The sequence below is a fragment of the Nibrella saemangeumensis genome (assembly GCF_039541915.1).
Classification (GTDB): Bacteria; Bacteroidota; Bacteroidia; order Cytophagales; family Spirosomataceae; genus Nibrella; species Nibrella saemangeumensis.
This window is the reverse complement of record NZ_BAABHD010000012.1, coordinates 98,518-124,043: the sequence shown is the minus strand read 5'-3', so window position 1 is coordinate 124,043 and position 25,526 is coordinate 98,518. Positions and strand designations below refer to the sequence as shown.

The 25,526-nt window shown below is 47.5% G+C and carries 23 protein-coding genes and 1 tRNA gene; 7 read left to right on the top strand and 17 right to left on the bottom strand.

Annotated elements, in window-relative coordinates; all coding sequences use genetic code 11:
- Positions 1 to 140: 140 nt before the first annotated feature.
- The 3 genes from rpsO to ABD949_RS05855 all read right to left on the bottom strand — a co-directional run bounded on the left by rpsO (position 141) and on the right by ABD949_RS05855 (position 2,390).
- Positions 141 to 416, bottom strand: coding sequence for a 30S ribosomal protein S15 (gene rpsO / locus ABD949_RS05865; protein WP_345241522.1), 276 nt, complete (start codon positions 414 to 416; stop codon positions 141 to 143).
- A 72-nt stretch (positions 417 to 488) separates the two neighbouring features.
- Positions 489 to 1,997 carry an LptF/LptG family permease gene (locus tag ABD949_RS05860; protein WP_345241521.1) on the bottom strand — a complete coding sequence of 503 codons (1,509 nt, stop codon included), beginning with the start codon at positions 1,995 to 1,997 and terminating at the stop codon, positions 489 to 491.
- Complete coding sequence (locus ABD949_RS05855) at positions 1,998 to 2,390, bottom strand: START-like domain-containing protein (protein WP_345241519.1); 393 nt, start codon at positions 2,388 to 2,390, stop codon at positions 1,998 to 2,000.
- A 108-nt stretch (positions 2,391 to 2,498) separates the two neighbouring features.
- Between ABD949_RS05855 and ABD949_RS05850 the strand changes: the two genes are divergently transcribed.
- From ABD949_RS05850 to ABD949_RS05835, 4 genes are all read left to right on the top strand, one after another.
- A tRNA-Met gene (locus ABD949_RS05850) sits at positions 2,499 to 2,572 on the top strand.
- 222 nt (positions 2,573 to 2,794) lie between these two features.
- Positions 2,795 to 3,199, top strand: a complete 405-nt coding sequence (locus tag ABD949_RS05845; RefSeq protein WP_345241517.1) for a response regulator — start codon at positions 2,795 to 2,797, stop codon at positions 3,197 to 3,199.
- A 363-nt stretch (positions 3,200 to 3,562) separates the two neighbouring features.
- Entirely contained in the window at positions 3,563 to 4,042 is a 480-nt protein-coding gene (locus ABD949_RS05840) for a low affinity iron permease family protein (protein ID WP_345241516.1), read from the top strand.
- 322 nt (positions 4,043 to 4,364) lie between these two features.
- Entirely contained in the window at positions 4,365 to 5,357 is a 993-nt protein-coding gene (locus tag ABD949_RS05835) for a glycoside hydrolase family 16 protein (RefSeq protein WP_345241514.1), read from the top strand.
- Positions 5,358 to 5,421: 64 nt separating this feature from the next.
- On the opposite strand, the gene ABD949_RS05830 is transcribed toward ABD949_RS05835, so the two are convergent.
- Positions 5,422 to 6,819 (bottom strand): undecaprenyl-phosphate glucose phosphotransferase, encoded by a 1,398-nt coding sequence (locus tag ABD949_RS05830; RefSeq protein ID WP_345241513.1) that lies wholly within the window; start codon positions 6,817 to 6,819, stop codon positions 5,422 to 5,424.
- Positions 6,820 to 7,059: 240 nt separating this feature from the next.
- Here ABD949_RS05830 and ABD949_RS05825 point away from each other — a divergent pair, with 240 nt between their 5' ends.
- Together ABD949_RS05825 and ABD949_RS05820 are read left to right on the top strand one after the other, a co-directional pair.
- A complete protein-coding gene (locus tag ABD949_RS05825; protein ID WP_345241512.1) occupies positions 7,060 to 7,767 on the top strand; it encodes a GAF domain-containing protein in 708 nt (235 codons plus the stop codon).
- A 148-nt stretch (positions 7,768 to 7,915) separates the two neighbouring features.
- On the top strand, positions 7,916 to 8,605 hold the full coding sequence (locus ABD949_RS05820; RefSeq protein ID WP_345241511.1) for a GAF domain-containing protein: 690 nt from the start codon (positions 7,916 to 7,918) through the stop codon (positions 8,603 to 8,605).
- Between the two features lie 29 nt (positions 8,606 to 8,634).
- Here the strand turns inward: ABD949_RS05820 and ABD949_RS05815 are convergent, their stop codons facing one another.
- From ABD949_RS05815 to ABD949_RS05805, 3 genes are all read right to left on the bottom strand, one after another.
- Positions 8,635 to 9,771 (bottom strand): DUF1972 domain-containing protein, encoded by a 1,137-nt coding sequence (locus tag ABD949_RS05815; RefSeq protein ID WP_345241510.1) that lies wholly within the window; start codon positions 9,769 to 9,771, stop codon positions 8,635 to 8,637.
- A 3-nt stretch (positions 9,772 to 9,774) separates the two neighbouring features.
- Positions 9,775 to 10,863: a glycosyltransferase family 4 protein gene (locus ABD949_RS05810; RefSeq protein WP_345241508.1), complete on the bottom strand. Its 1,089-nt coding sequence runs from the start codon at positions 10,861 to 10,863 to the stop codon at positions 9,775 to 9,777.
- A gap of 183 nt (positions 10,864 to 11,046) precedes the next feature.
- Positions 11,047 to 12,273, bottom strand: a complete 1,227-nt coding sequence (locus tag ABD949_RS05805) for a glycoside hydrolase family 2 TIM barrel-domain containing protein (RefSeq protein WP_345241506.1) — start codon at positions 12,271 to 12,273, stop codon at positions 11,047 to 11,049.
- Positions 12,274 to 12,469: 196 nt separating this feature from the next.
- On the opposite strand from ABD949_RS05805, the gene ABD949_RS05800 reads away from it, so the two are divergent.
- Positions 12,470 to 15,208, top strand: a complete 2,739-nt coding sequence (locus ABD949_RS05800) for a glycosyltransferase (RefSeq protein ID WP_345241505.1) — start codon at positions 12,470 to 12,472, stop codon at positions 15,206 to 15,208.
- Positions 15,209 to 15,269: 61 nt separating this feature from the next.
- On the opposite strand, the gene ABD949_RS05795 is transcribed toward ABD949_RS05800, so the two are convergent.
- The 10 genes from ABD949_RS05795 to ABD949_RS05750 all read right to left on the bottom strand — a co-directional run bounded on the left by ABD949_RS05795 (position 15,270) and on the right by ABD949_RS05750 (position 25,494).
- Complete coding sequence (locus ABD949_RS05795; protein WP_345241503.1) at positions 15,270 to 16,151, bottom strand: glycosyltransferase family 2 protein; 882 nt, start codon at positions 16,149 to 16,151, stop codon at positions 15,270 to 15,272.
- Between the two features lie 128 nt (positions 16,152 to 16,279).
- On the bottom strand, positions 16,280 to 17,467 hold the full coding sequence (locus tag ABD949_RS05790) for an EpsG family protein (RefSeq protein ID WP_345241501.1): 1,188 nt from the start codon (positions 17,465 to 17,467) through the stop codon (positions 16,280 to 16,282).
- A 10-nt stretch (positions 17,468 to 17,477) separates the two neighbouring features.
- On the bottom strand, positions 17,478 to 18,017 hold the full coding sequence (locus ABD949_RS05785) for a serine acetyltransferase (RefSeq protein WP_345241499.1): 540 nt from the start codon (positions 18,015 to 18,017) through the stop codon (positions 17,478 to 17,480).
- 65 nt (positions 18,018 to 18,082) lie between these two features.
- Positions 18,083 to 18,466, bottom strand: a complete 384-nt coding sequence (locus ABD949_RS05780; protein WP_345241497.1) for a metal-sensing transcriptional repressor — start codon at positions 18,464 to 18,466, stop codon at positions 18,083 to 18,085.
- Between the two features lie 11 nt (positions 18,467 to 18,477).
- Positions 18,478 to 19,962 carry a lipopolysaccharide biosynthesis protein gene (locus ABD949_RS05775; RefSeq protein ID WP_345241496.1) on the bottom strand — a complete coding sequence of 495 codons (1,485 nt, stop codon included), beginning with the start codon at positions 19,960 to 19,962 and terminating at the stop codon, positions 18,478 to 18,480.
- Between the two features lie 5 nt (positions 19,963 to 19,967).
- Complete coding sequence (locus ABD949_RS05770; protein ID WP_345241494.1) at positions 19,968 to 22,289, bottom strand: GumC family protein; 2,322 nt, start codon at positions 22,287 to 22,289, stop codon at positions 19,968 to 19,970.
- A 23-nt stretch (positions 22,290 to 22,312) separates the two neighbouring features.
- On the bottom strand, positions 22,313 to 23,116 hold the full coding sequence (locus tag ABD949_RS05765) for a polysaccharide biosynthesis/export family protein (protein WP_345241492.1): 804 nt from the start codon (positions 23,114 to 23,116) through the stop codon (positions 22,313 to 22,315).
- A gap of 225 nt (positions 23,117 to 23,341) precedes the next feature.
- Complete coding sequence (holA, locus tag ABD949_RS05760) at positions 23,342 to 24,376, bottom strand: DNA polymerase III subunit delta (RefSeq protein WP_345241491.1); 1,035 nt, start codon at positions 24,374 to 24,376, stop codon at positions 23,342 to 23,344.
- 12 nt (positions 24,377 to 24,388) lie between these two features.
- The gene (locus ABD949_RS05755; protein ID WP_345241489.1) at positions 24,389 to 24,994 is read right to left on the bottom strand and encodes an acyl carrier protein phosphodiesterase; all 606 of its coding nucleotides are present in this window, start codon (positions 24,992 to 24,994) and stop codon (positions 24,389 to 24,391) included.
- Positions 24,991 to 25,494: a deoxycytidylate deaminase gene (locus ABD949_RS05750; protein ID WP_345241487.1), complete on the bottom strand. Its 504-nt coding sequence runs from the start codon at positions 25,492 to 25,494 to the stop codon at positions 24,991 to 24,993. The genes ABD949_RS05755 and ABD949_RS05750 overlap by 4 nt, the downstream gene beginning before the upstream one ends.
- Positions 25,495 to 25,526: the final 32 nt, after the last annotated feature.

Genomic DNA, 25,526 nt, shown 5'->3' with positions numbered 1-25,526 from the left:
ACGCCCTTCTACAGCTTTATACCGCACCGGCAAGCCGGCTTACTTACTTGTGTTCTCTCTGTGTGTCCGCTTTCACCACCCGCGTGGCAATGTAAAAATCGGGGAACCCCAGTGCAGAGTTCCCCGATACGAATGGCTGGTTATTTCCGGATGCCCAGCTCGGCAATAATAGTGCGGTACCGGGTAATATCCTTCTTGATCAGGTAATCCAACAGTCTTCTGCGCTTACCTACCAGTTTCAGCAGGCCCTGACGGGTGCTGTAATCATGCTTATGAACTTTTAAATGTTCGGTCAGGTGATTGATCCGGTACGTGAACAGCGCAATCTGGGATTCGGCCGAACCAGTGTCTCCTGCTTGTTTCTGGAAACCCTGGTTAGAAAAAATTTCCTGTTTTTTTTCGGTCGTTAAATACATCTGCAGACAGCGTTTGTTACAAAAAAATTTAGCAGCCGCAAAGATAGCAAATTTCGCAGCCAAATGCCAGGTTTATTCCACTAAATTATCTTCCGTAGCGGTCTCCACAGGGGCAGAAGCGAAACGCGCCCGCCACTTCTTTTTTAGCCGCTCCAGCGCAATGGTATATACGTCTTTGTCAAACAGGCGGGAATCATGCCGGGCCTGCCGCATAAAGTAAAGGCCAATGGGAAACAGGACCACGTTGGCCATCCAAGCTCCCACCGGCACCCATACCAGACCGTCTTTGGCGTATTTGTCGCCGGTCAGCGTCAGCACGTATAAGAGGATAAAGAATATGATCGAAACCAGTACAGGCAGACCAAAGCCCCCTTTCCGGATAATCGCGCCCAGGGGTGCTCCGATCAGAAACATAATAAAGACCGAAATAGCCTGCGTAAATTTATGGTGGCTTTCCAGTTCATACCGGAAAACCGTCTTTTCTTTTTCTACAAGATAGAGTGCGTTGGAAGAGGCATGGGACAGCATATTCTGCGCCTGACCGAGAGCCGTTTGCTTCAGTTCCATAGGCCGGAAGCGGTGCTTTGCCAGAAGCGAATCAACCCAGGCCCCCTCCGTTACCTTTTTTGCCTGCGTAACGGCATCGGGCTTGAACTGGTACGTAAAATACTGCCGCGAGGTATTAGCTACATTCAGGCTTGACTGCTTGAAATCTTTTTTAAGCGAATCGGTGAGCATAGCCAGCTCATTCAGGTTCTTCATGTACTCATGGTACTGGAATTGATCCTCTTCCGTGCGTTTCAGCCCAAAGGATTCCAGACTAACCACAAGCTTATAATGATTAAACGTATTCCGCATAAACTGGGATGCCTGACTCTGGGTACCGGTACTTGTATACGACATCCGGCCAGGCTCCCCGTACTCCTGATAATCATTCCCGTTGTACAGCTCAAATACCAGGTAGGTTTTGTCGGGATCGGTAAACATCTTACCCGAATCGGCCAGAATGATCTCACGGTTTCCGGTTTCGATCCCCGATGTTGGATGTTTGTAGATGACCAGGCCTTTCAGCGTGACGCCGTCGGGCATTTTCTTTTCCACCTTAATACTGTAGCCGGGCAGATCGTTATAGAATATTCCTTCCTTCAGGTTCAGGGAAGCCTTGGCCATTTTGATATCATATAGCAGGCTATACCCTTTGAGATTGGCCCAGGGGGCTACTTTATTATTAAACCAGAACGAAAAAATACTGATACCGAAAGCAACGATCAGCAACGGCCGCATAGCCCTGGTCAGCGAGATGCCGGCACTTTTAAGCGCTGTCAGTTCAAAGAATTCGCCCAGGTTGCCGTACGTCATCAATGACGACAACAGCACAGCCAGCGGCAGCGCTACCGGAATGGTGTTCAGGGAGAAGTAAAACAGTATTTGACCAAATGTAATCAGATCAATATCCTTGGAGACAAACTGATCGACATAAAACATCAAAAGCCGCATGAGGAAAATAAAGATCACCACGCAGAGTGTGAGCACAAAAGGCCCCCAAAACGACTTTATGACCAGTTTATCTACCTTCTTCATTTAACTCCCAACAATCTCTTTCAGCTTTTCTAACAAACCGTTCCAGAGCGATTTGAGTTCATCGGCGTCGTTGTTGGCGGAATAGTCGGTAACCCGCAGAAAGGTCGATTGGGTTAATTCACTGACATCGACCCGGAAGTCTACGTAATTGTTATCGGAGCCGTTCTCCCCTGTATCCAGGAATTCGAATCGAACGCTTTTGTTCTGGCGCAGGGAAACCTGCCGGGCCGGGTGACTTTCATTGTCCCAGTAAAAGTCATACTGGTGATCGGGCAGGACGTTGACCTTGGTAGCAAACCACTGCGATAAGCCGGATGCCGTACTAATGTACGGGAAAAGCATTTTAGGGGAGGCTCGAAGCTCATATTCCGCAACAAACTTATACTTCTCCATGTCAGGGCATTTAATGGGTATGCAGCAAAGGTAAAGCAAAAAAAAAACGAAAATCAACGCTCTCTCGTTGCGTGAGCGCTATTTTTTACTACATTTGCACTACAAAACGGCGGGGTAGCTCAGATGGTTAGAGCGTAGGATTCATAACCCTAAGGTCGGCAGTTCGATCCTGCTCCCCGCTACTGCAAGCCCTCTGGTCAGGGCTTTTTTCATTTGTATCCAGTCAGTTGTCAGCTAACTGGCGTATCCTGAAAAATAGATGTATAATTTTTCGCATCTGGACAAACTAAAATACTATGTCAGGCAAGCTACTATACGCAGGACCAGCTAGTAAGATAATGACCCGCTTTATTGCGTTTCCTGAAAATACCTACCTTTACGCCTTTAAGTAATCTATTTTGACTATGGCCCAGCCCCCGCTTATTTTGGCTGTGGACGATAACGATCATGATTTGTACCTGATCCGGCAGGTATTTGGACTACTCAGGCCATCCTGTCGGGTCGAAACGTTCAACGACAGCCGAAGCCTGATTACGTTTCTCCGCCAATCTGATCAGCTGCCTTCCCTGATTCTGGTAGACTGGCACATGCCGGATCTGGACGGCATACAGGTAGTCGAAGAAGTTCGCCGGAGTCCCCGGCTCTTTCCCGTACCAGTCTTCCTGCTGTCCTCTGATTTGAACCCGACCGGCCACTTCAAAGCCCTGGACAACGGAGCCACCGGCTTTCTGATCAAACCTGCCAACTTCACGGAGTGGAATCAGCTGGTGGAGCGACTGGCGTTTTCCTTCCTGGATGACCAGGTTTAGCCCTGCTATCCCTTTTCTGCGGGTACTATCTTCCTCTTTTCATAGCCTTTTAACTTCAACGGCTTCATTTTTAATGACGTTTCAATGCCGGGTCCGGTTTCCGGCCGTACCTTTGTCATAGACAATCAGAGGAAACAAAAACTGATTTCTCTACCCCCCGTAACAGATAAGATATAGTGTTTTCATAACGTTGAGTATATGCCTTACAACCCGCCGTCGCCTGACAGCGGGTTTGTTTTTTTTATAGCCCTTCCCACCGGGTCTATATGGAAACATGGCCAAATTAGGGTCCGTACATAAAAGAACAGGACATATTAGCACAAGAATTGTTATATGTAAAAGTTGACTTAACGTTTGTGCATTATGGAAGGAGAACATCAGGCATCGTCTTTCTTTGAACGATTTGCCTCAGCGGTAGCCAAAGCGACTGGCACCTCAACCGCATTTGTTTTAGCCCTGCTGGCTGTTATTATCTGGGCGTTGACAGGCCCATTTTTTGGCTACTCGGAAAGCTGGCAACTGGTCATTAATACTGGTACGACCATAGTAACCTTTCTGATGGTGTTTGTCATTCAGAAAGCGCAGAATAAAGAATCCAAATCCGTCCAGCTAAAACTAAATGAGCTGATCGCGGCTACTAAGGGAGCCAGCAACCGCCTGGTGGCGGCCGAGACTTTGACCGAAGAGGAACTAGATATTCTTTATAAACACTACTGCGCTATGGCGGAGCTCACCCAAAAAGCCACCGACCTGCGCAAGTCGCACTCGGTTGAAGAAGCCATTAAGGATACGGCGGATAAACTGAAAGAGGAGGCAGCCAATGGATCTGCGAAACCAGTTTAATGAGACCGAATAAGTAGTATTATTTACTTATAGTAAACAAACTCGCCCAACGCAGTATGCCTCAAATTTTCTGGAGTCCGCTGTGGGCTACAGCCATCATCCAGATTATAGAGCAGTTAAAAATTTGAGAATCGATTAAAATTTAATTAAAACGAAAAACAAGCAATTTAACAAAATATCTTATTTACTAAATGGCAAACCACAAAATATTTTATAACATATTGTTAAAAAAACAAATTTGGACCGTTCGCTCAAAACTTCGATTAAAACGAGGTTAAAGGCCCATAAATTTGGGTTAACAACTTTTTAACCCAAATACGTAATGAACCTTGTACGTTTTACCCAATCTCTGAAAACTTTGCTATTTCCTTTTTTAATCAGTACAGTACTTATCGGTTGTGAGCCGCTACCTGAGCTTGTGCAACCAACTGTAATAACTCCTAAATCAAAGGCTAACGCTTTTGTCGCTACTATTCCTGGTAGTTGTGACATCCAAACTGTCGATCTAACAGGCTGGGGTACTCCAATAATCAATGATGATTTTACTACTAGCCCCAAAAATGAAGATCCAAATTCTCCCTGGAATGTCTGGGTTGGTGGAGCTTTTAACAATGAACTGCAGATGTTTACCTCCGATCCGGAAAATTTGACAGTAACGCAGGATGGAGAAAACAGTTATCTTCAAATAAAGGCGATTCGGGAAAATGTTACAGGACCTAAATACCGCCAGGATATAGACGCGACTCCTACTAGCTTTAGTTACACCGCAGCTCGCATCGAATCAAAACTAATGGTTGGACCGAACACCACTAAAACTCAGGTCCGGATGGTTGCCCGTATAAAGCTACCGAGTGGTTTTGGGATGTGGCCGGCTTTCTGGTCATATGGCGACAACTGGCCAACTAATGGCGAAATTGATATCCTGGAAGCCCGTGGTCATGAGCCAACTAAGTTTCAGACTAACTATTTCTACGGTCGACGGGCTAATCAAAACCTGGTTCGGGATCAGGAAACGTATATCACCACTGGATCAAGCCTGACCGACTGCTGGCATATCTATGAGGTAATCTGGACAAAAGATGCTCTTACCTTTTACCTTGATGGTGTTCAGGTTGCCAAAAATACCGGGAGTTATGTACCAAACCTTTTTGGTAAAAAGCAGAAAGTAACCCTGAACTTAGCCGTTGGTGGAAACTTCTATTACAATTTTACCGGCACTAACGCCAACCCAACAGTGCAAGAAATCGAAGACCGACGTCTAGCCACTGATAATTACACTATGCTGGTGGATTGGGTGAAAGTATATACCAGATAATTAGCTGTATCAAAAGATTTTGTTTTTGAGGTCTCAAGTTGCGACAACTTGAGACCTCAAATTCTTAATAGGCCATTTCCTCCCCTTTGAAGACATTGTAAACCGTTAAGAACACAATTTTGAAGTCAAGCCACAGGCTCCAGTTCTCTAAGTAATAAAGGTCGTATTCCACCCGTTTTTTGATGTGCTCAAGTTGGGTGATCTCGCCCCGGTAGCCGTTCACCTGCGCCCAGCCGGTGATTCCGGGTTTCAGAAACTGCCGGATCATGTACTGCTCCTCCATAAGGGCAAAACCTTTGTTATGTTTCAGCATATGCGGACGCGGCCCCACAATGCTCATCTCCCCTTTTAATACGTTAATAAACTGCGGAAACTCATCCAGGCTGGTTTTTCGGATAATCCGGCCAATTTTAGTGACTCGCTTATCCCCCTTAGTTGCCTGTACAGCTTCGGCTGCCTTATTTACTGTCATACTCCTGAACTTGTAGCAGCCGAACGGTTTATTGTTTTTGCCACCCCGGATCTGCACAAATAAAATAGGTCCTGGTGATTCGAGGTAGATTAACAAGCCCAATATTGGTACGAGCCAGGAGAGTATAAATATGGTGACAAATAAACTAAAGACTATATCAAATAAGCGTTTGTTAAACCGGTTGATGACTTCTTCCAAAGGTTCCCGCCGAACAGAAAGAATAGGCACATCCCTCAGGAAATCAACATAGACAGGCTTATTTATAAAACTTTGAAAATCAGCCACTACCCGGAACCGAATCAAATCTTTTTCGGCCTGCTCCATAATTTTATAAACCTTAGCGTTGTTTTCCGGCATAATGGTGGAGTAAATCTCATTTACCCGCAATTGCCTGGAAACTCGTAGAGTGTCGTCAAGATTTGGGTATACTGGATGGCTGGCCGTTTCAGCACTCCTGATTCTGCCGGTTTCGTCGATAAAGCCTACTACCTTAATGCCAAATTGTTCCTCTTCCAGAAATTTAGCCACGCTCCTGGCTAGATCGTTAAAACCAAGGATCAGGATTTTTCGGCTTAAATGCACCTCTCGTTTAATCCAGATGCGGATACCTAAATAGAGAAACCGGTTAAAAATAAGTCCCAAAAGAAAAAAACCAACCGTTGTAAAAACCAGAGGCTGTGAGAGTTCTACACGCCGGGGCAGAAAAAGGTAAGCTAAGGATAGAAGAGCCCATATTGCGAACATTCGCATGGTCCTCCGCATAAAAGGCTCAAAATACAGAATATTCCGGGCAGCATATACTCCCCCAATTGCCGTTAGTGTAATCCAGAACCAGTTAGCTAATATCCAAAATTGGACATACCGATAAAACTCTTTTGATTCGGCACTCTCCTCGTAGATTCCCTCTGCGACTAAATAGATAATGTTTAGTACAAATAGATCTAGAATAATAAAAAAGATTTGGAGGGAGCGCAGGAACGATCTGTTCATATGATGACTGATGTAACTAGCTTTCAATATTAATGGATTTAACCATCTTATGAAACAAATTGTTATCCCTCTCTATAACAATCTTCTAATCGTATTTTAACAAGTTTTAAATCTTTGCAAAGACAGAAAAAAGCTTATTGCAGGGCTATTGGTGCCCATTCTATTCTATAAGAGTTTTGTAAACTCCTTATTTAGAAACTTGTAAACCGTACTACAGAACAACATAGACTTAATTTTTGTATGAAGCCTGCACCTTTACCTCCTAATGAGGCTGAGCGTCTGAAAGCCTTGGCTCAATATAAGATTCTGGACACCTTACCTGAGGAGGTCTACGATGATATTACCCGCATAGCTTCCGAAATTACCGGTACTCCCATTGCCCTTTTAAATTTGGTTGATGAAAACCGGCAATGGACTAAGTCAAAGCAGGGAATAGATCTTACCGAAATACCAAGGGATCAGGCTTTCTGCGCCCATTCCATTCTGAATCCGGATGAAATAATGGTAGTGGAAGATGCCCGATACGACGAACGCTTTCATGATAACCCGCTGACAACGGGTGATCCTCACATAGTTTTTTACGCAGGTGTCCCGATTGTAGATGCAGGTGGCCATGCATTAGGAAGTCTGTGCGTGATTGATAACAGGCCACGGTCGCTACCTGAGAACAAGCTGTTAGGACTTAAAGCACTGGCGAAACTGGTGAACGCGCATTTCGAGTTGAGAAAGACTAAACTCGAACTTGATCAAACACGCTCGGGCGTAAACCAGGTCCCTCCGGTAACCACCTCCGCGGCTCCCGTCGTAGCCTCTTCCCTGATCAGCCAGATTGAAACAAACCTTCGGTCCCTACTTGACAACAATCCCGAACCTGAACAACTCTCTCAGTTAACTAAACTCCAGCAGACTGTAACTACGCTTAAAAGTGTATTGAATTCATCGAGATAACAAATAGGAAAGTCACGTAAAAAGCTCTTGTGCTTAGATACTTCTGTATTTTGTTATGTTGCAGTTTTCAACGCGAATTGCGCAATAGGAAAACAGTCATCTCTCAGATCGGTTATTCTAGGTACTACAAATAGATAAGCATCAGTACATGAAATACGCTGCAAAACCCGACAATGAAGCTGAGCGTCTTAGAGCTTTAAGAGAGTACCAGATTTTGGATACTTTACCGGAAGAAGCCTATGATGATATAACACGGATTGCTGCCGAAATAACCGGTACGCCAATTGCCCTGCTAAACTTGGTTGAAGAAAACCGGCAATGGACAAAATCCAGGTACGGGATGGATGTAACAAATACACCCAGAGAGCTTACATTCTGCTCCCATGCCATTCTCAACCCGGATGAGATGTTGATCGTGGAAGATGCTCGCTATGATGAACGCTTTCATGACAATCCGCTTATCTTAACCGATCCTAAAGTTATTTTCTACGCGGGTGTCCCGATTGTTGATCCGCTTGGGCATGCCTTTGGAACGTTATGCGTGATCGACAACCGGCCCAGAAATCTGCCCGACAATAAATTACAAGCGCTAAAGGCACTTGCCAACCTCGTTAATGTTCATCTTGAATTAAGAAAAGCACGGATTGATCTGGAAGAGCTGCAAAGCACAGGTCCAACAACACCGGTAGGCACAGAGGTACCTGACCAGTCTAAACTCCTTATCAACAAGTTGGAAACAAATTTGCAGCCGTTGCTAGCCGGCAACTACCGTCCCGAACAGGCTCCTCAGCTTACCTCCATTCAGGAAGCCATACAGTCACTAAAATCAACTTTGTAAGAACAACTGACTTCAATCAATTCTTCCGTTTAGCGGACTTTATTTTGCGATACAGCTTTACCGGTTTTCCGGGCGTAAATATCTCGGAAGTGGTCGGCATACTTCTCAATTATAATGTCCCAGTTATACAGCCTGGTAATTTTATCATTATTGGCCTGAATCATTTGCTGGTAAACCGGCTGCTCTTTCCGTACTGTTTTTAATGCTTCGACTACTCCCGAAACGGTTGTAAAATATAAGGCGTCTTTTTCCAGAATGTATTTGTTAAAAACATTCTCATGAGCACAAAGCAGTGCTCCAGACGCCATGGCTTCAAGCAGCGACGGGTTGGTCCCTCCTACCGTATGACCGTGGAAATACACATTGGAGTAATACCGGATGTTGTTTAGGGTATCAATGTTATAAATTCCTCCCACGAACCGAATAGTGGGCGCTCCTTGGTACTTGGCTTTCAGGAACTCGCCATATTTAGTTTCATGTTTGCCTACCACCAGAAACGGGCGATCAACTTTGGCCGCTACAACACCGTCCAGGATCATCTCGATGCTGTTTTCCGGTTCCAGCCGGGCCACCAGCATGTCATACCCATAAGGCGTTACATTATATGTAGGGAGAGGGCTCGTATCAGGCGTTGTAAATAAATGAGCCCCGTAGGCTATATACACCGAATCTTTACCGAACTTTTCTTTCAGGTACTCCTGAATCCCTAAGGAGTCTGATATAAGGTAGTCGCTGTACTTTACGGCAAACCCCTCTGCGTATTCCAGGTATTTGCGAACGGGTTTAGAGAATTTAGAGCGCTTCCACTCCAGCCCGTCCATGTTGGTGGTAACAATGCTTTTCTTGCGGGGTAAAAACCGGCCCCAAACCGAACTGCTGGTATAGCCCAATTGCAGGATAATGTCAAATTTACGTTTCTGCGTATCCTGAATGGCGTTAAAATCGTAAATGAACTGGCCTATAGTTCCGTACTTATGCTCAGGATCGTTGACGTGAATAATCTCTACGCCATTCCACTCTTTTTTCTGGTACGGGTGGTTATGTGAGTTGTACACGGAGACGGTAAACCCCCGTTTTACCAGTCCTTCCGCCAGATATTGAGCGCATTGCTCAAATCCTCCGTAATTATTGGGTATTCCTCTGGTTCCGATAATTCCGATGTGCATACGCTATTTCCCCACAACTTGTTGATACGCCTGCAGTGTCTGCTCCGCGGCATCACGCCATGTATAGTTTGAAAAGATGTACTCCTGCAACTTCGGGTGCACCGGGTCAGCATGCGCTTTTTGAACAGCCTGCCGGATTGAGTTTACATCGTCAGGATCACAGTAATACGCCATATTCTTAAAATACTCTTCAGTATCGCCTTTACGGGTGACCACCACATTGCACCCCATGGCTCCGGCCTCCAGGGAGCTTAACCCCGTAGTTTCAAACCAACTGGGCAATACGTGCACCTTTGCCGCTTTGTAGATGGCCGCTAATTCCTTATGATCGATATGCTGAATAAAATGAACGTTACCGGCGATTTGTGCCAACGCCTGGCATTGTTCGTAATAACCGATATGGTTAGGCGAAGGTTTACCAATGATGGTCAAATGAAGACCTGAGTCAACTAAAGCTTTAATCAGGTTGAGCTGGTTTTTACGACCCTCGATTCGGCCGACGCACAACACGTGATTTTTGTATGTCATATTGGGCTCAACGGATTGGCCGAAATAAGCCGGATCGATGGCATTGACGACCTTCTGGTACCGCTGTTTCACTCCGTACAGAGCCACGAACCGGTTGTACTCGCTATGCGAGTTGGGCAACAGTACCGATGACCGTTCCGCGATGTACTGCACCGAACGTTTCTGTCCGTGGATCAGGAAGTAATGCGACTTTATCTTATCCCCATTTTTGACCGACCGGGCTACCGTTTTGAGGTATTCTATCTGGTTGCGTTCAAAAATTGTATTTACAATTTTAAGCAAGCCCTGGCGATTGTTCTTTTCGTATTCGTAGTAATCGACAAAGATGGTCGAAACGGCAAACGGGATCTTCGTTTTTTCAATATGGGGCAGAATATCGTCGGGCCGGATAATATTGAAGAAATGCAGCAGGTCGTAATCTTCGTAGCGCAAAGTCTCATGACTCAGCTTAATATCCACCTGTACGCCCAGTTCCCGCAGGTACTTGGCTGTCATTTCGATCTGGGTGGTGTCGCCACCGGGCGAAGAGAACAGCGTACTGCGGGCTATCATTAAAACCTTCATCGTAGACGTCTTAAATGCTCAACCTATAGGTATTTACCAAAGTAAGCTGCAAATCTGGTTACTTTCGATTTATAAAGTGGCGTTACGGAGTTTATGAACATAGCTTTTAACCAGAATTAAACCGTAAAGTTTTTTGCGATAGCTCTGTCCTACTCAATCTGCTCTCCTGTTAGGCCGCACGTCTTACTGAACACCTGTAGTTTGGGAAACTGACTCGGCATAGAAAGGAATATTCGCTGTGGCTACACTTCCTTTGCCGTCGTAAACATACACAAACAGTCGATAGGGTCCCGGCACTACCGGAAATTTCAATTCTATAGTGGCCGAGTTGTTCCTGAGCAATACATTACCGACTGGCGTGGGCTTCACCTCCCTATCTACCGAGCCATCCAGTTCCTCCCAGTTCGATTTTGGCAGAACTTCCCAGTGGTACCGTAAGGAATCCCCTTCCGAATCCTGAACTAGCACGGTAGCCGAGTAGGTCTCACCAGGAAAAAGCCGGTTCGAGGTAACGTTATCTTTGTTAGTCAACCTCATGGAAACGAGATGGGGAGCCCGGTTGGCGGGCCAACGGCCACTCCACAGGTACTGCAACATATCAGCCACCTCAGTTTTCTCTCCGGTTTCCAAAAAAAGGCTAAACCAGGTTGGGGTACACTCCTGTTTCTGGCCCCAGTAAAAAGCATAGCCGCCCAGGCAATGGGATGATTGCCCTATAATGGCGGACCTATACCGGCTTCTGATAAACTGGGCTTTCTCGGCACTGGTAAACTCAATGGGGGCATCCCACTCGGTTACTGTCCATTTCTCAAAATACCCTGGGGGGCCATATTCGGTAATAATGTAAGGCCCTTCCCAGCCGGCCTTCTGAATATCCTCTGCCAAGGTAGACAAGCCTCCGTATCGGTTAACCGAAAGTATATCTATGTTTGGACATTGGTTTTTGAGCAGCCGAATTTTATCCGGCTGGATAATATTCATAGCCGTAGTAGTCGGGTGGTTCGGGTCCAGTTCATGAACCATGGCCGCTATATCATCGATAACCCGCCAGGCTCTTACATTAGCCGTACCCAAGTCCATTTCATTGCCGATGCACCACATCAGCAGGGCCGGATGATTGCGGTAGCTCAGCACATCTCTCCTGATTCGTTCTTTTAACGCCCGGACCGCTTCCTGGTTGTAGTAGTCGAAGTTCTCTTTCTCGCGGGTAAGCCATATTCCCAGCATGACGGTAAGCCCCAGTTCCTGGGCCTGGCTCAGAACGCGATCCGCATCGTTGGTATCCCACACCCGGACCGAGTTGCCTCCCATCTCCTTAAGCCGTTCGTAATGGGTATAGCCGCCAGCCCCCTTAATAAAATAAGGCTGACCGTTCCTGTAGAGTCGGTACCCGGATGATTCCTTTTGCACCGCTACCGTACGGGAGGTCCGCCCGTTTCCATGATAAACCTTCTCCTTGGCCTGGCAACTCACCAAGGCAAAAAGAAACAGGAAAAATAATCGGTAAAGTATTGATTTGGCTTTAAACAACTTTGTACAATAAAAGTTACAAATTAGTGACAACTTGTTCACTGTGTGATCCACCCGGAGATTTGTAAAGAATGGTATGAGTTCTGTTTCAGAAGTAATAACCGTAGCTAAACCTTCCCGTAAAGAACTCCTCATAATACGAACGCTGATCGTGCTTGGTTTTCTGGCACTGGTGCAATTCGTATGGTGGTTTTTCCTACCTGGGCACATGGGCCAACCGCTCCTGTACTGGCTCCTCACGTTCTCGCTGGTGTTTAAAGTTTTCCGAATGGTACACGAGTGGTACCACTACTTCTGCATCAGTGTACCTGAGCGTCCAACCTTAAAACGACAATACACAGTTGATGTTTTGACCACGGCTTATCCCGGCGAGCCTCATGAAATGATTATTAACACCCTAGAGGCTATTCGGGGGATTACCTACCCCCACACCGCTTACCTCTGCGATGAAGGCGATGACCCGTCGCTAAAGGAGGTCTGCCGTCGGTTAGGGGTAACCCATGTAAGCCGTACCGAGAAGATTAACGCCAAGGCAGGCAACATTAATAATGCTCTGCGGCAGGCAACCGGCGAAATCTGCGTCATTCTTGACCCGGATCACGTACCGGTGTCGCAATTTCTGGACCGGGTCCTGCCTTATTTCGAAGATGAGCAAATCGGCTATGTGCAGTGTGTTCAGGCGTATTATAACCAGGGCGAAAGTCTGGTTGCTTACGGCGCTGCCGAGCAAACGTATCAGTTCTATGGTCCCATGATGATGAGCATGGGACACTACGGAACAGCTCAGGCAATTGGAGCCAACTGCACCTTTAGACGCTCTGCGCTGGACTCTATCGGGGGACACGCTCCCGGTTTGTCCGAAGATATGCATACCGCCATGCTGCTGCATGCCAAAGGCTGGAAATCGGTATATGTACCCGAAGTGCTGACGAAGGGATTGGTGCCGGGTACGCTGGCGGCCTATTACAAACAGCAGGTGAAATGGGCACGGGGCACATTTGATTTGTTATTTCACGTATATCCCCGACTGTTTCGCCAGTTTACCTGGCGGCAGAAGCTTCATTATTTCACAGTTCCACTCTATTACCTCTTCGGCGTCATCGGCTTAATTGATCTGTTTATACCAGCAGCTTCGCTGGTAACGGGTGAATTTCCCTGGACAGTTAACCTGATAGAGTTTATACTCAGGTTTTTACCGGTGTTTATTATGTCCATGCTCATCCGGCAATATGTACAGCGGTGGCTGCTGGAAGAACAAGAGCGAAGTTTTCATATTCTGGGTGGACTGTTGCGGGTCGGTACGTGGTGGATTTATACACTGGGTTTTGTGTATACCATTTTCGGGGTGAAGGTACCGTATATTCCTACTCCGAAAGATGATAAACCGCAGAACAATCTCTGGCTGTGTCTGCCCAATATCATTGGCGTTGTCATAAGCCTGGGCGCTATCTGGTATGCATCGTATCAATACGGCCTATCGTTAGGAATCTGGAAGGAAGCCCTTAAGCAGGGCGAGTTACCCGACTTCTACTCCTACTCCTTATTTATGGCCGGCTTTGCCATAGTCAATGCCGTGGTTCTGGGCTTTAACGTTTTGCTGGGACAGGAGAAGTTTTTATCGTCTATGTATTCGTTGCCTGGCAGGAAATATTATTTCAAGAATTTCCTGAAAGGTCTGGGCTTTGGTTTCTGGGATGTACAACGTCGGTTGTACCGTCTGCTGGCTCAATACGGTTTTGTGTTACTGATTCCCCTGATTGGCATGGCTGTTCATCTGGGGTTCACCGACGATAGCCTTTTTCCGCAACGTAGCAGCCAGGCTGATAACCTGAGCGCCCGCTGGAAAGCCCAACCGTTTCTGCCCGGCATATACGTACCGCAAACGGATCAGGCAGATGGGCTTCAACGAATTTCCCATCTCGAACAACAGCTAAATATATCGTTTGAACTTATCTCTTTCTACCACAGCTGGTCAGCGGACAGCCTGCAGGGCCTTCCGGTTAGGCAGATCCGCGCTATAACCCAGGAAGGTGCTCATCCGTTGATTACATGGGAACCCTGGTCCAATACGTTTCCAGAGTTTAAGAGCCATCCGGAACTGGGCCGCAATCAGAAGGTATTCCGGGCCATATCGGAAGGCAAATTCGATGGTTACCTGCGCCGGTATGCGGCCTTAATAGATGCCCAGCCTACGCGTGTGTTTATTCGCTTTGCGCATGAGACCGACAATCCGATGTATCCGTGGTCGGCAAAGGGTGGCAATACCCCGGAAGAGTTCATTGCCGCCTGGCGTTATATCGTGACTTTTTTCCGGCAAGCAGGTGTCAACAACGTCGAATGGGTTTGGAATCCCTGGAAGGAAACTGCCGTACAAAACTATTACCCCGGCTCAGCCTATGTAGATTGGATCGGCATTACGTGCCTGAACTATGGGGAAGCAGCAACCGACAAGGAGTGGCATTCTTTCCAGGCGCTGTACGAACCTTACCGGTCTCAAATCTTAAAATATGACGACCCACAAATCGGGCACAAACCAGTCATGCTGACAGAATTCGGGTCGACTACCTTCGGTGGTAACCGCGATACCTGGTTTAATGAAGCGCTCACCGATTTACCGGACTATCCGGAAATTCGATCGGTAGTCTTTTTTGATGCGGAGAATGATCCAAATTGGGTAACCGACTGGCGACCGAACAAAACTACCCGGTATATTGACTGGCGGTTTGAATCGTCCAGAGATGCCATTGCCACCATCAGGCAACAACTTAAAATACTAACCGTCACCAGCAACCAGGTTGACCCTGTTGTCAGATAGACATTTCAGGTTATAGATCAGGAAGCGTGTAAATCAGGAATTGTACAAGCGCAGAATGGCTTCATTGTTTAGATTTATTCTGTCCAAGATACCCTAAGCCGTAGAGATAATTAATTGTAAAATACGTCTGCTGTTTCGGGTTAGGCGCATACGACCCATATACGTAATACAGAAGGATCATCAAAATGTATTTGACGTATTTTAGCAGGACTTTTACCGTACTCCGCTGACCATCAATGATCCGCTCGGATTTTCCCAGGTTAAACGCGTAGTCAAATACGTAATCCTTATTAAGCTTATTGCCTATTTTATGGTACACGACCAAGCCGGGGTGGTACAGAACAGAATACCCGATGGCCCGCGCCCGGTCCAGGTAGTCGACTTCTTCGCCCCCCATTAGGTTACTGCCTTTCCGGCCCAGTTCTGTATTGTACCAGCCAATTTTCAGCGCAGCTTCTTTCCGCATGGCGTAATTAGCCCCCATCAGTTTATCGGTATGCAAGGGAGAGTCACCACGGTCGAAGATACTGATGATGTAATAGTACTGTTCGGGAAGCCATTCAGGAATCCCTGAATTGTACGGCAGCACTTTACCGCCTACAATCTGGTTGGCCGGATCACGAAACAATTGATCGGAGACATCCAGGTAGTTGGGTTCAATATCGATGTCGTCGTCGAGGAAGACCAGAATTTCGTTTCTGGCTTCTTTAATACCCCGGTTACGGGCGTGCGACAGACCCTGGTTTGTTTCGACAACATACCGCACCACAGGCACCGACAAAAAAGGCTTTACAACATCGGCTGTATTATCAGTGGAGTTATTATTTATAATGAGGAGTTCAAAATTAGTCTTGCTTCGGAAGTGAGACAGAATAGACTCAATCGTTTCTTTTAAAAAAGATGCACGATTATAGGTGCAGATAATTAAGCTGTAGCTGATCATTAACAACTATCTTAATAGGTTGTATTAGCAAAAGTGAGGAGTTTCCTTTCCTAAAGAATATACGATCTAAACTTAAATCTACATTTAATGTTCTACCCGGTTCAGTTGATTGCAGCCGGATGCTTTTGTTAATAATTATCTAGTTTCATCGGTTGTGTCTGAAGGACGTCCTCCAGGAAGATTGACCGAAACGGCGAAGTTTCCGCAGCTTTATTGTAAATAGCCCGGTAGAAAAAGGCAATCATCATGAACGATATGGTATAGCCAATCACCTTCTTGATCATCTTCTGGGAGCGGCTGTTGAAGAGAAAAAAGAACAGGAATGCCAGGATCAGCACCCGGAAGTTAAGCAGGTAATCGTTGGTGCGGGCGAGAATAAAATTATCGTAAACCAGCCGATCCAGCAACGCTCCCAGAAAGTACAGGTTATAGTATTTGTAGAAATCGTATTTTTTGAAGCTCTCCTTCATCTGGGGACTGAACCAGATAATGGCAAAGTCGAGAATAAAGTATAACGCCCGCGCTGTGCCGGCACCTACCTTGTTTTCTTCGGTGATCTCCTGCATCTCGTCTAGGTTTTCTACGTAATAGTCGTAACCGATAGCGGAAACCAAAGGACCTGCTGCGGCCAATAAGAGGTTTAGAATGACCGACGCCAGCGCCGTAACAATCAGCAGCAGGGTAATCTGCAAATTTCGGCTCCTGAACCAGTCGATGTGCAGCACGGGGTAAAAGATTACGCCGATAAGGATACTCTTGTGAAAGCTGAACCCGAAGAAAATGCACAGTAGCGCCCATCCGTATTTCTTTTCCATGGCCAGATTGAGCGCGTAAAAGAATACGAACCAAGCTAGCGATTGCCGCATAATGTTCATGCTACTGAACATCAGCAGGTAGGTAAAAAAGAAAAAAATGAACCAGGGAATGATAAATGGAAACTTTTCCAGCGCCTTATAGCAGAAATAGATCTGGCAAAAGGCGATAAATACGAACAAAAATGCAAAGTGGGCATTCACATAATTAAGCACTTCGTTCAGAAACTCGTAACCAAATTCTATTTCGCGGGGGTATATGCCTGTATTGCGCAGTTCCAGGTACCACTCCAGATACGCCTTGTAGTCGATACCTACGTAATACCGGCACCCGATCAGAAAGGTATACAGCAGTATCAGGATAATCAGGTTGGGACCCCAATAATTTGGAAAGGCAACAGGTTGACCAGTATTGTCGAGAACAGGCTCCGCCGATGGTTTTGACAACAGGATCATAAACACCATCAGCAGGGTATAAAATATATACGTACCTGGCTCTACCATTTACCTGAACTTATTGTGTAGAAATATTCGTACAAACAACATTTTCCCGGATCACTCTCGCCGGATTACCGACAACGATACTGTTGGACGGAACACTCTTAACAACGATTGACCCAGCGCCAATAATAACATTATCCCCAATTTCTATGTCCCCAATTATACATACATGAGCGCCAATATCGACATTGTTTCCGAGTCTAGGCGCCCGGCTGATGCTGCCATCCGGGTTCATCCGGTTGCCAATCGTTGTGGAATGCTTGAGACCGCAATTTTCGCCGATTATACTGTCGCCATGTACAACCAAGGCCTGGCCATGCTGGAACCTTAAACCTCGTCCGGCCCTAAGGCTCCAGGGCAACTCGATTCCCAGAACCCATTCGACAAAGAACCGGTAGAAAATCAGGTACCAGAAAAAGAACACTATCAGTATTTTGTTATTCCGGATCAGGGTAGCCAAACGAAACATTGCCAGCACCAACTGCGCCTTTATGTTTCCCCGGTTTGCTTTCCAATCCTGGAATATACCATAATGCACTCCACTCGTTTCCATATACCATGCTTTGGATCAAGAAGACAAAGCTACAGATGCACCTGGGGGGTCTTCCAACTAGGTTCTCATAAACTTTTCTGTTGATTTCGGGCGTTGTAGCGGGCCAGCCGCTCGCGAATCTGATCCACCTCATTGATCGTATCAATCAGTTCCTCCGGCTTCAGATAGGGAAATTCCTGACGAACCGACTCAATGTTTTCGGCATCGGGGCAGTTTCCGGGACAGGCGTTTTTCAGATCAACGATACGCAGGGCCAGATCTTTGCGCACCACCTCATCCATCAGAATGACGTGGGCTTTTTGCAGGCCTACCTTTAACGATTTAAACTGAATCAGGATCTGCTCAGGATGGGTATTTTCCTGATCCAGCATCCGAACAATTCCCTGTAGTTGACCAGCCAGATAATTCAGCCGGTTTCTTAAGTCTAGCGTCAGGTCCTTAGGCAACATTTGCTTATGTATTATTCCGGTTGTGCATTAACGCTCTCTTTTTGGACCGGCTGCCTATTGAGCAGTTTAGTGACCATAGCCGCATCATCGCGGGTGTAAACGCCAAGCAGGTAACCAACAGGTAACAATAATAATAAAATCCCAAATCGAATGCTAAAGGTTAGTAGGTAGTTATCTAATGGTAAAACTTCGCGGATCAGGAACCAGCCGCCGATGATCGCTCCGAAAAACAGGATAGTTGTAGGATAAAAGAAAAATTGAATCAGGGGGTCCACTTTGGCGGCAGCGCGGGTAAACAGGACACGCTCGAACAGACAGGCCACAAACAAACCAAACGCTACCGATATGGTCAAGTCACCAAAGAAGTCGACATAGGCAAATAATAAGGTAAAGAGGGCTATAGCTACCGCAAACAGGATCGACGTCAGCCGGAAATCTTTCAGTTGATTATTGGCAAAGATGTAATTCTGGTAAGGAATTGTCAGGGTCTTTACAAACGCGAACAATAGAGAGAAAATCAGCACCGGGTAGGCATGTACGTACTCGACGCCAAAGACCACCGTAATCAGTTCTTCGCCGAAAAGCGTAGCCACCACCACGGCGGGCAAAAAAATAATAGAGATAAAGTGCTCATAATTGGCTAACTGCTCCTTTGTTTTTTCCTGGTTATTTTCTGTCACGTTTTTGGCAAAAACCGACAGAAAAATGCCCCCAACGCTTGTACCCAAAGTGAGCACGAGCAGCCCGAGCCGGTTACCTACATTATAGTACCCCAATTGCTCAGGCGATACCCGAAACAAACCCAGCAAAACTTTATCAAAGCTTATCAGCAGGCCATAGGCAATGGTCGAGGTCGAAATACTAAGGGAGTACCGGATGTATTTCCTGGCAATATCGAGCGAAAATGGGCCAAACTTTGACCGGATCAGCATCACCAGCGGGTAGATGGAGCTAAGCCCAACGGCCGCCATCATGTACCAGGCAATCCCAATTTCGGTTTCTCCGAATACAACAGCCGCTATCTTGGCAATGTTAAGCAGAGTCTGGGCAAAAAAGTCAATCATATTGGCCCGGACAATGTTCAGCTTCGAGGACTGATCGGTCTGGTACAGGTACAGGGGCGTCATCAGGTAATCCTGCAGGATAAAGATGACGATCAGCGAAATCTGTAGGTCGGTAAACGTACCCTGTTGGCTGGTCTGGTTCCAGAACACAAACGCCAGCACCAGCAAGGTGGTCAGCACATTGTAGAAGAAGAATACGGCCAGGTAGTTTTTCAGCCCCACGTCCGGATCATCGCTGTACATTTTCAGGTGAGCGCTGTTGACGGTATGGGTGAAAATGGATTTCACCAGCACCTGAAAAGACATGGCCAGACTGATATTCCCCAACACCGCCGGTCCCCCTATGCGCGCTATGAACACCGAACTGAGAATCCCCAGCACCATGGAGACGATGCTGATGGCGAAGTTCTGCCCTAATTTCTTACCTAACATAACGCTTACACACGTTTCTTCTTGTTGTACTTGTTCATGGCATACCGCTGTTTCAGGGCATAGCTGTTTTCTCTCCGGGCGTCGTTCAGCACAATCATCGGCTGGTTGAGCTTTTTGTTATCGACAATTTCGTTGATGTTGTCAATCTGGGCCTTAGGTGTAAAGTTGTACCGCACCACAAAAATAGTCACATCAATAAACGGCGCTAACGAGTACGCATCGGCTACCTGACCCATGGGAGCCGTATCGATGATTATATGGTCAAATCGCTCCCGAAGCTCCGTAATAAGTTGGCTCACGCGGGGCGACATCATAAATTCCGTAGGATCGTCCGGCAAAGAACCTGCTCCGATTACCGCCAGATCGGGCGCTGCGGACGTTGAGCCAATCACGGCATCTGCCGCTAAGTCCTTTCGGTTCACAAAATCACTCACCCCTGGGCCGCTGTTCAGACCCAGGCCGTTTATAATCCCAGGCTGCCGAAGGTCAAAATCCACCAAAACCACGCTGCGCCCGGCAAAACTCAGGCTCACCGCCAGGTTGATGCCCACAAATGTTTTTCCTTCTCCCGGCATACTCGAGGTAACCAGAATAACCTGATTGGCGTGCTGCGGAGCGGCAAAATCCAGGTTGCTCCGCAGCAGCCGGAACTGCTCCATATGTGGAGTCTGAATTCCTTTGGAAACGGCCAGGTATCCTTTTTTGCCGAAATGAGAAATCTCGCCCAGAACAGGCACCGAGGTGGATTTTGTAATATCCTTTTTCCGCTGGACCTTATCGCTCAGGAAATCGCGTACCATAATAAAACCAAGGGGCAACACCAGGCCCAGCACAAACGCCACCCCGAAAAACACCGGTTTCTTTGGCTGTACCGGCGTTTTGCTGGCGATGGCCGGGTCGATGACCCGGGTATTGGAACCGGTTGCCGCCAGCGACAGCGCCGATTCTTCGCGTTTCTGCAGCAGGTACACATACAAATCCCGTTTAACGCCCTCCTGCCGGTTGATGGCATTGAGCTGACGTTCAATTTCAGGGATTTGGGAAATCCGGGACCGGAAACCACCGGCTTTGTTGGCCAAATTGTCGCGGGTAACGATCAGGCCGCGTTTAATGGTACTCAGGTTCTCCAGAATGTTAAGCCGTAGATTGGCTAACTGCTGATTAATGTTTATTACCAGTGGATTGGCAGGCTCGGCGGTTCGCAACAACCGTTCGCGCTGGAGTTGCAATTCATTAAACCGGGTAATCAGATCAACCAGCGTAGGATCGTCGATCCGGAGGTTACTCGGCACCAGTTCAAACTGATCCTGCTGTTGCGACAGGTACCGCTCCAGCGACTCGGCCACATCGAGCTGAATGTTCAGGTTTGAAAGCTGATTGGAGTAATTCCGGGACTCTTCCAGGTAGGCCGTCGCTTCGGAACGGACATCTGTTACCTGGTTTCGACGTTTGAACTGTTCTACCGACCGCTCGATATCCGACAACTCACCGGTAAGATCACGCAGCCGCTCATCAATGAAATTGATGGTATTCATTGCCAGAAGATTGCGATCTTCCTTGCTCTCGGTATTATATTCGTCGATCAGTTTGTTAACAATGGCTTTGCCCTTTTCCGGAACCGGACTCAGCATACTAACTGTCAGCACATTAGCCTTTTTATTAACCTGAGCGACCGTCAGTTTCTCCTGATAGTCTAGAGCCAGATCACGCAGGTCATGAAAAACTACGTGTATCACCTGGGGCTGGTTCCGTAATACGGCCGACGCTACCAGTACCGTAAACGTCCCATATGGCCGGACAACCGACTCTCCAAACCGGCAGGTATGGGTTGTCAAGGCTCCGTCCTGCCACTCAAACTCATTGCTGTTTTTGATAACGATCTTTACTTTCTGCTTATAGGCGGCATTGTTTATTCGAGAAATGCGCACCCGAATCGGCAGTTCGCTACCGTAGATCTCCCGTTTGCTCAGAAAGGCATCGACATAATAGCTGGTTTGCAGGGACAATTCCGTTAGCACCCGCTGCATGAGCGTTATTGATTTCAGCGCTTCTATTTCGTTTTCAATACTGGTAGCTGCATTGAAAATATCCAGGTCTTTGAACACCGGATCACCGGATTGAAAATCGGGGCCTTTATCAATATCGCGAATCAGGATGGAGCTGCTAATCAGATACTGGGGGGTACTCATACGAAGCAGCACAAACGCCAGAGTTAGAAAAAGGGCAATACTGATTACGAACAAATACCAGTAGCGCAGGTACTTATACAGGAACCGCTTAAAATCGTTTTTTTCAGATTGGGAATAAATAACTTCGCCCTCGGCCATAGCGGTGTTTAGGACAGTACGAGTTACCGTACAAAAGATATAATAGCAAACCCAATGGTTGAAATTACGGCGGCCCAGATGGGCAGAAACCTATTATTTGGGTCATTCTGCGCGAGACGGGCCTGATTATCGGGTTCGACGTACACCACATCGTTCTGCTGTAGATAAAAATAAGGTGATTGCAGCACGTCTTTCGAATTCAGGTTTAAGCGGGTTGCCGTACGGATGCCTTCTTTTTCCCGAATGATCAAAACGTTTTCCCGGCGCCCAAACGGCGTCATATCGCCCGCCAGCCCCAGCGCTTCCAGCACGTTGATACGCTCTCTGGGTACGTCGATGGACGTAGGCTGATTGACTTCCCCAATCACGGTGACTTTGAAGTTTAATAATCGGACTTCTACAATGGGGTTCTTTACATACTTCCTGACCTCAGCGGTCATTTTCTGTGTTGCCTCTTCCATGGTCAGCCCGGACAATTTAACCCGCCCCAGCACCGGAAAGTTGATAAAACCTTCCCGATCAACCAGATAGCCTTCGTTCTCGCGCTTGCTGGTTACGGCATTATTAACCGTTGTCGCTTCACTGGGATTGGCACTGCTGGTAGCCGCCAACACACCATTGTTGAATAAAATACTCGACTCGGGATTCAGGCTATTAATCGTGATTCGCAGCAGATCATCCGGCTGAACCTGAAGAGGAGGGTTGTTGGCAATCTGGGTTTTGTATTCGGCTGATCCCCGCAGGTCATTCAGGTATACTAAATTGCGATTAGGTCTACAGGCCGGGAGCACGATAATGGCTATATAGAGTAAAAATCTTATTTTCATTTGTTGAAGCTATGGCTCAATATAATATAACGCTTTAACAAACCAATCAGAAGTTTTAAACGTGGTTGTAAAGCCACAGGCTATTGCTTGCTACACGAATAGAGAGGCAAACGTTGAGATACTTTAACGATTACTAATTTAAAAAGTTTTCTCGCCGGCATCTGTGCGGCCTTCCTAATCAAGCCACGACGCCCCTATTGTCACGCGCTGTCACGGGAAAAATATTTAATGTAGAATGTCAAAAACGAGCTGCCGTAAAATATCCCCTTCGTTCATAGACGGCGAATCAATGCCTTTGGCCAAGGCGTCGGACCGGCGGATGGCGTGGATAATAGCGACCACTTTGGGAAGCGGAAACGTACGGGCGGCTGACAGGTAACCTTTGGCAAAAAAGGGGTTGATGGCCAGTAATGCAGCAACGGCTTTTTCAGACTGGTCTTTGGAGGCCTGCACCATGAGCACCCGGCTGAAATACTGGAACAACTGCGTGAGGATCATGATGAGCGGATTATCCTTGGCGTTGCGACCAAAATAATCGACGATGCGATTGGCCTTGACCACATCGCGCTGCACCAGAGCTTTCTGTAGTTCAAAAACATTGTATTCCTTGCTGATACCCACCAGTCGCTCTACCGTACCGGCAGCGATCTCTTCGCCAACGTGAAGGTTCAGCAGGATTTTGTCAATCTCACTGGCCAGCCGTTTCAGGTCATTACCGATGGCGTCGACCAGCATCTGGCAGGCTTTTGGGCTCACCTTAGCACCCTGTTCGTGGCAGTATTCCGCGACCCAGTCGACCAATTTGTTGTCGTACATCTTCTTGACGCCGAGCAACACCCCTTTTTGTCCAAAAGCTTTGACCCAGGTTTTGCGCTCATCCAGGCCTGCTTTACCATCTTCTTTGACAAAGCATAGCATCAGAATCGTGCTCGACAACGGGTTGGCCGCGTAATCCTCCAGAAGCTGCTGCCCGCTTTTATCGCCAATGCCGGCAATCTGCTGCGCTTCTTTGACCAGGACCAACTGACGCTCGGCCATAAACGGGTAGCGCCGGGCGTAGTTCAGCACCGCGCCCACATCGGTGTCTTTGCCGAACAGCACAAACTGATTAAATCCACGCTCAGCCACCGGCACGGCCACCTTTTCCAGTTCGTCGGCAATGCGGTCCAGGTAATACGGCTCATCGCCGTGGATCAGGTAAACCGGTACCAGCCGTTTGTTGCGAATATCTTTCAGGAGGTTAGTAACAGCGGGAGTCATAGGGCGGCAAAACTACGCGAAACCGGGCAAACTGACCAGCCTTTCCCGCGCAAAAGCCACCAGTTGTGGCCAGAAGCGGGCAAAGCACTCTCCAATGAACCCGTAATGGGCCGTAAAATCGTCAATGGCCGTATCCAGGCCAGAAGGGAAAGCCGTCCGGCGCGACAATCCTTTCAGGGACCGGTCGATGCCTTCAATCGTTTGGTAGTGGTTCAGCCAGTCGTACCGGATCATGGCTTCGGCCATGCGGTCGGCACCTGGTGGCAGGCGGTTCCAATGACGGTGCAGTACCTCATACACATAGGTCCGGAAACCCAGCAGAGAATCATCCGGGCTGGTTGCCAGCTGAACGGCCAGGAAGTGATCGAAGAATACGTCGACGGCTACCCCGGCGTATTTATGGCACCGAGGATATAGCAATTGGCGGACAGCCGCTACCTGGGCGTGGGCGTCGGTGTATTCGTCAATGGCCCGGTGCAACCACACGCCGGCCTGTTCGTTGGGGGTTAAGCCATGCCGGGGATTGGCCGGATTTCCTTTGATAAAATCAGCGATGAAGTTGCCGATGATCAGGCTTTCGTGGCGCCCGGAGAGATATGCATGCGCCAGAATGTTCATGATACCGGCAATAACCTGGGGTCTGTCGGCATGGAAAGCAGCTCCGTCGGCGCATACCGCTCCACATGAACCCCAAACCGGCGCAGAAACTCTACTCCCTCGTCGACGGGTATGCCCTTGTATTCGGCGTACGAATGGTAATAGATCACCCGGTCGATTTTCATGCTGTAAATAATGCGGGCGCAGGCTATACAGGGCGACAGGGTCACGTACAGGGTAGAACCTTCCATGCTGGAGCCATTCTTGGCTGCGTACAAAATGGCATTCTGTTCGGCATGCAGCGCCAGCGAACAACTACCTTTTGAATCGCGAGGGCAACCCACTCCCGGGAATTCTTCGTCGCAGTTGTGCGTACCGGCCGGGGGACCGTTGTAGCCGATCGAAATAATGCGGGTCTCCTTGGTCAGTACTGCACCGACTTGCGCCTTAATGCAGTGAGAACGCCTGGCCAGGTTAACGGCCAATTCCATAAAAATATCGTCGAAGTGGGGTTTGCCCATGCCGGAGAATTAATTCAGTTCCCGGAAAATAG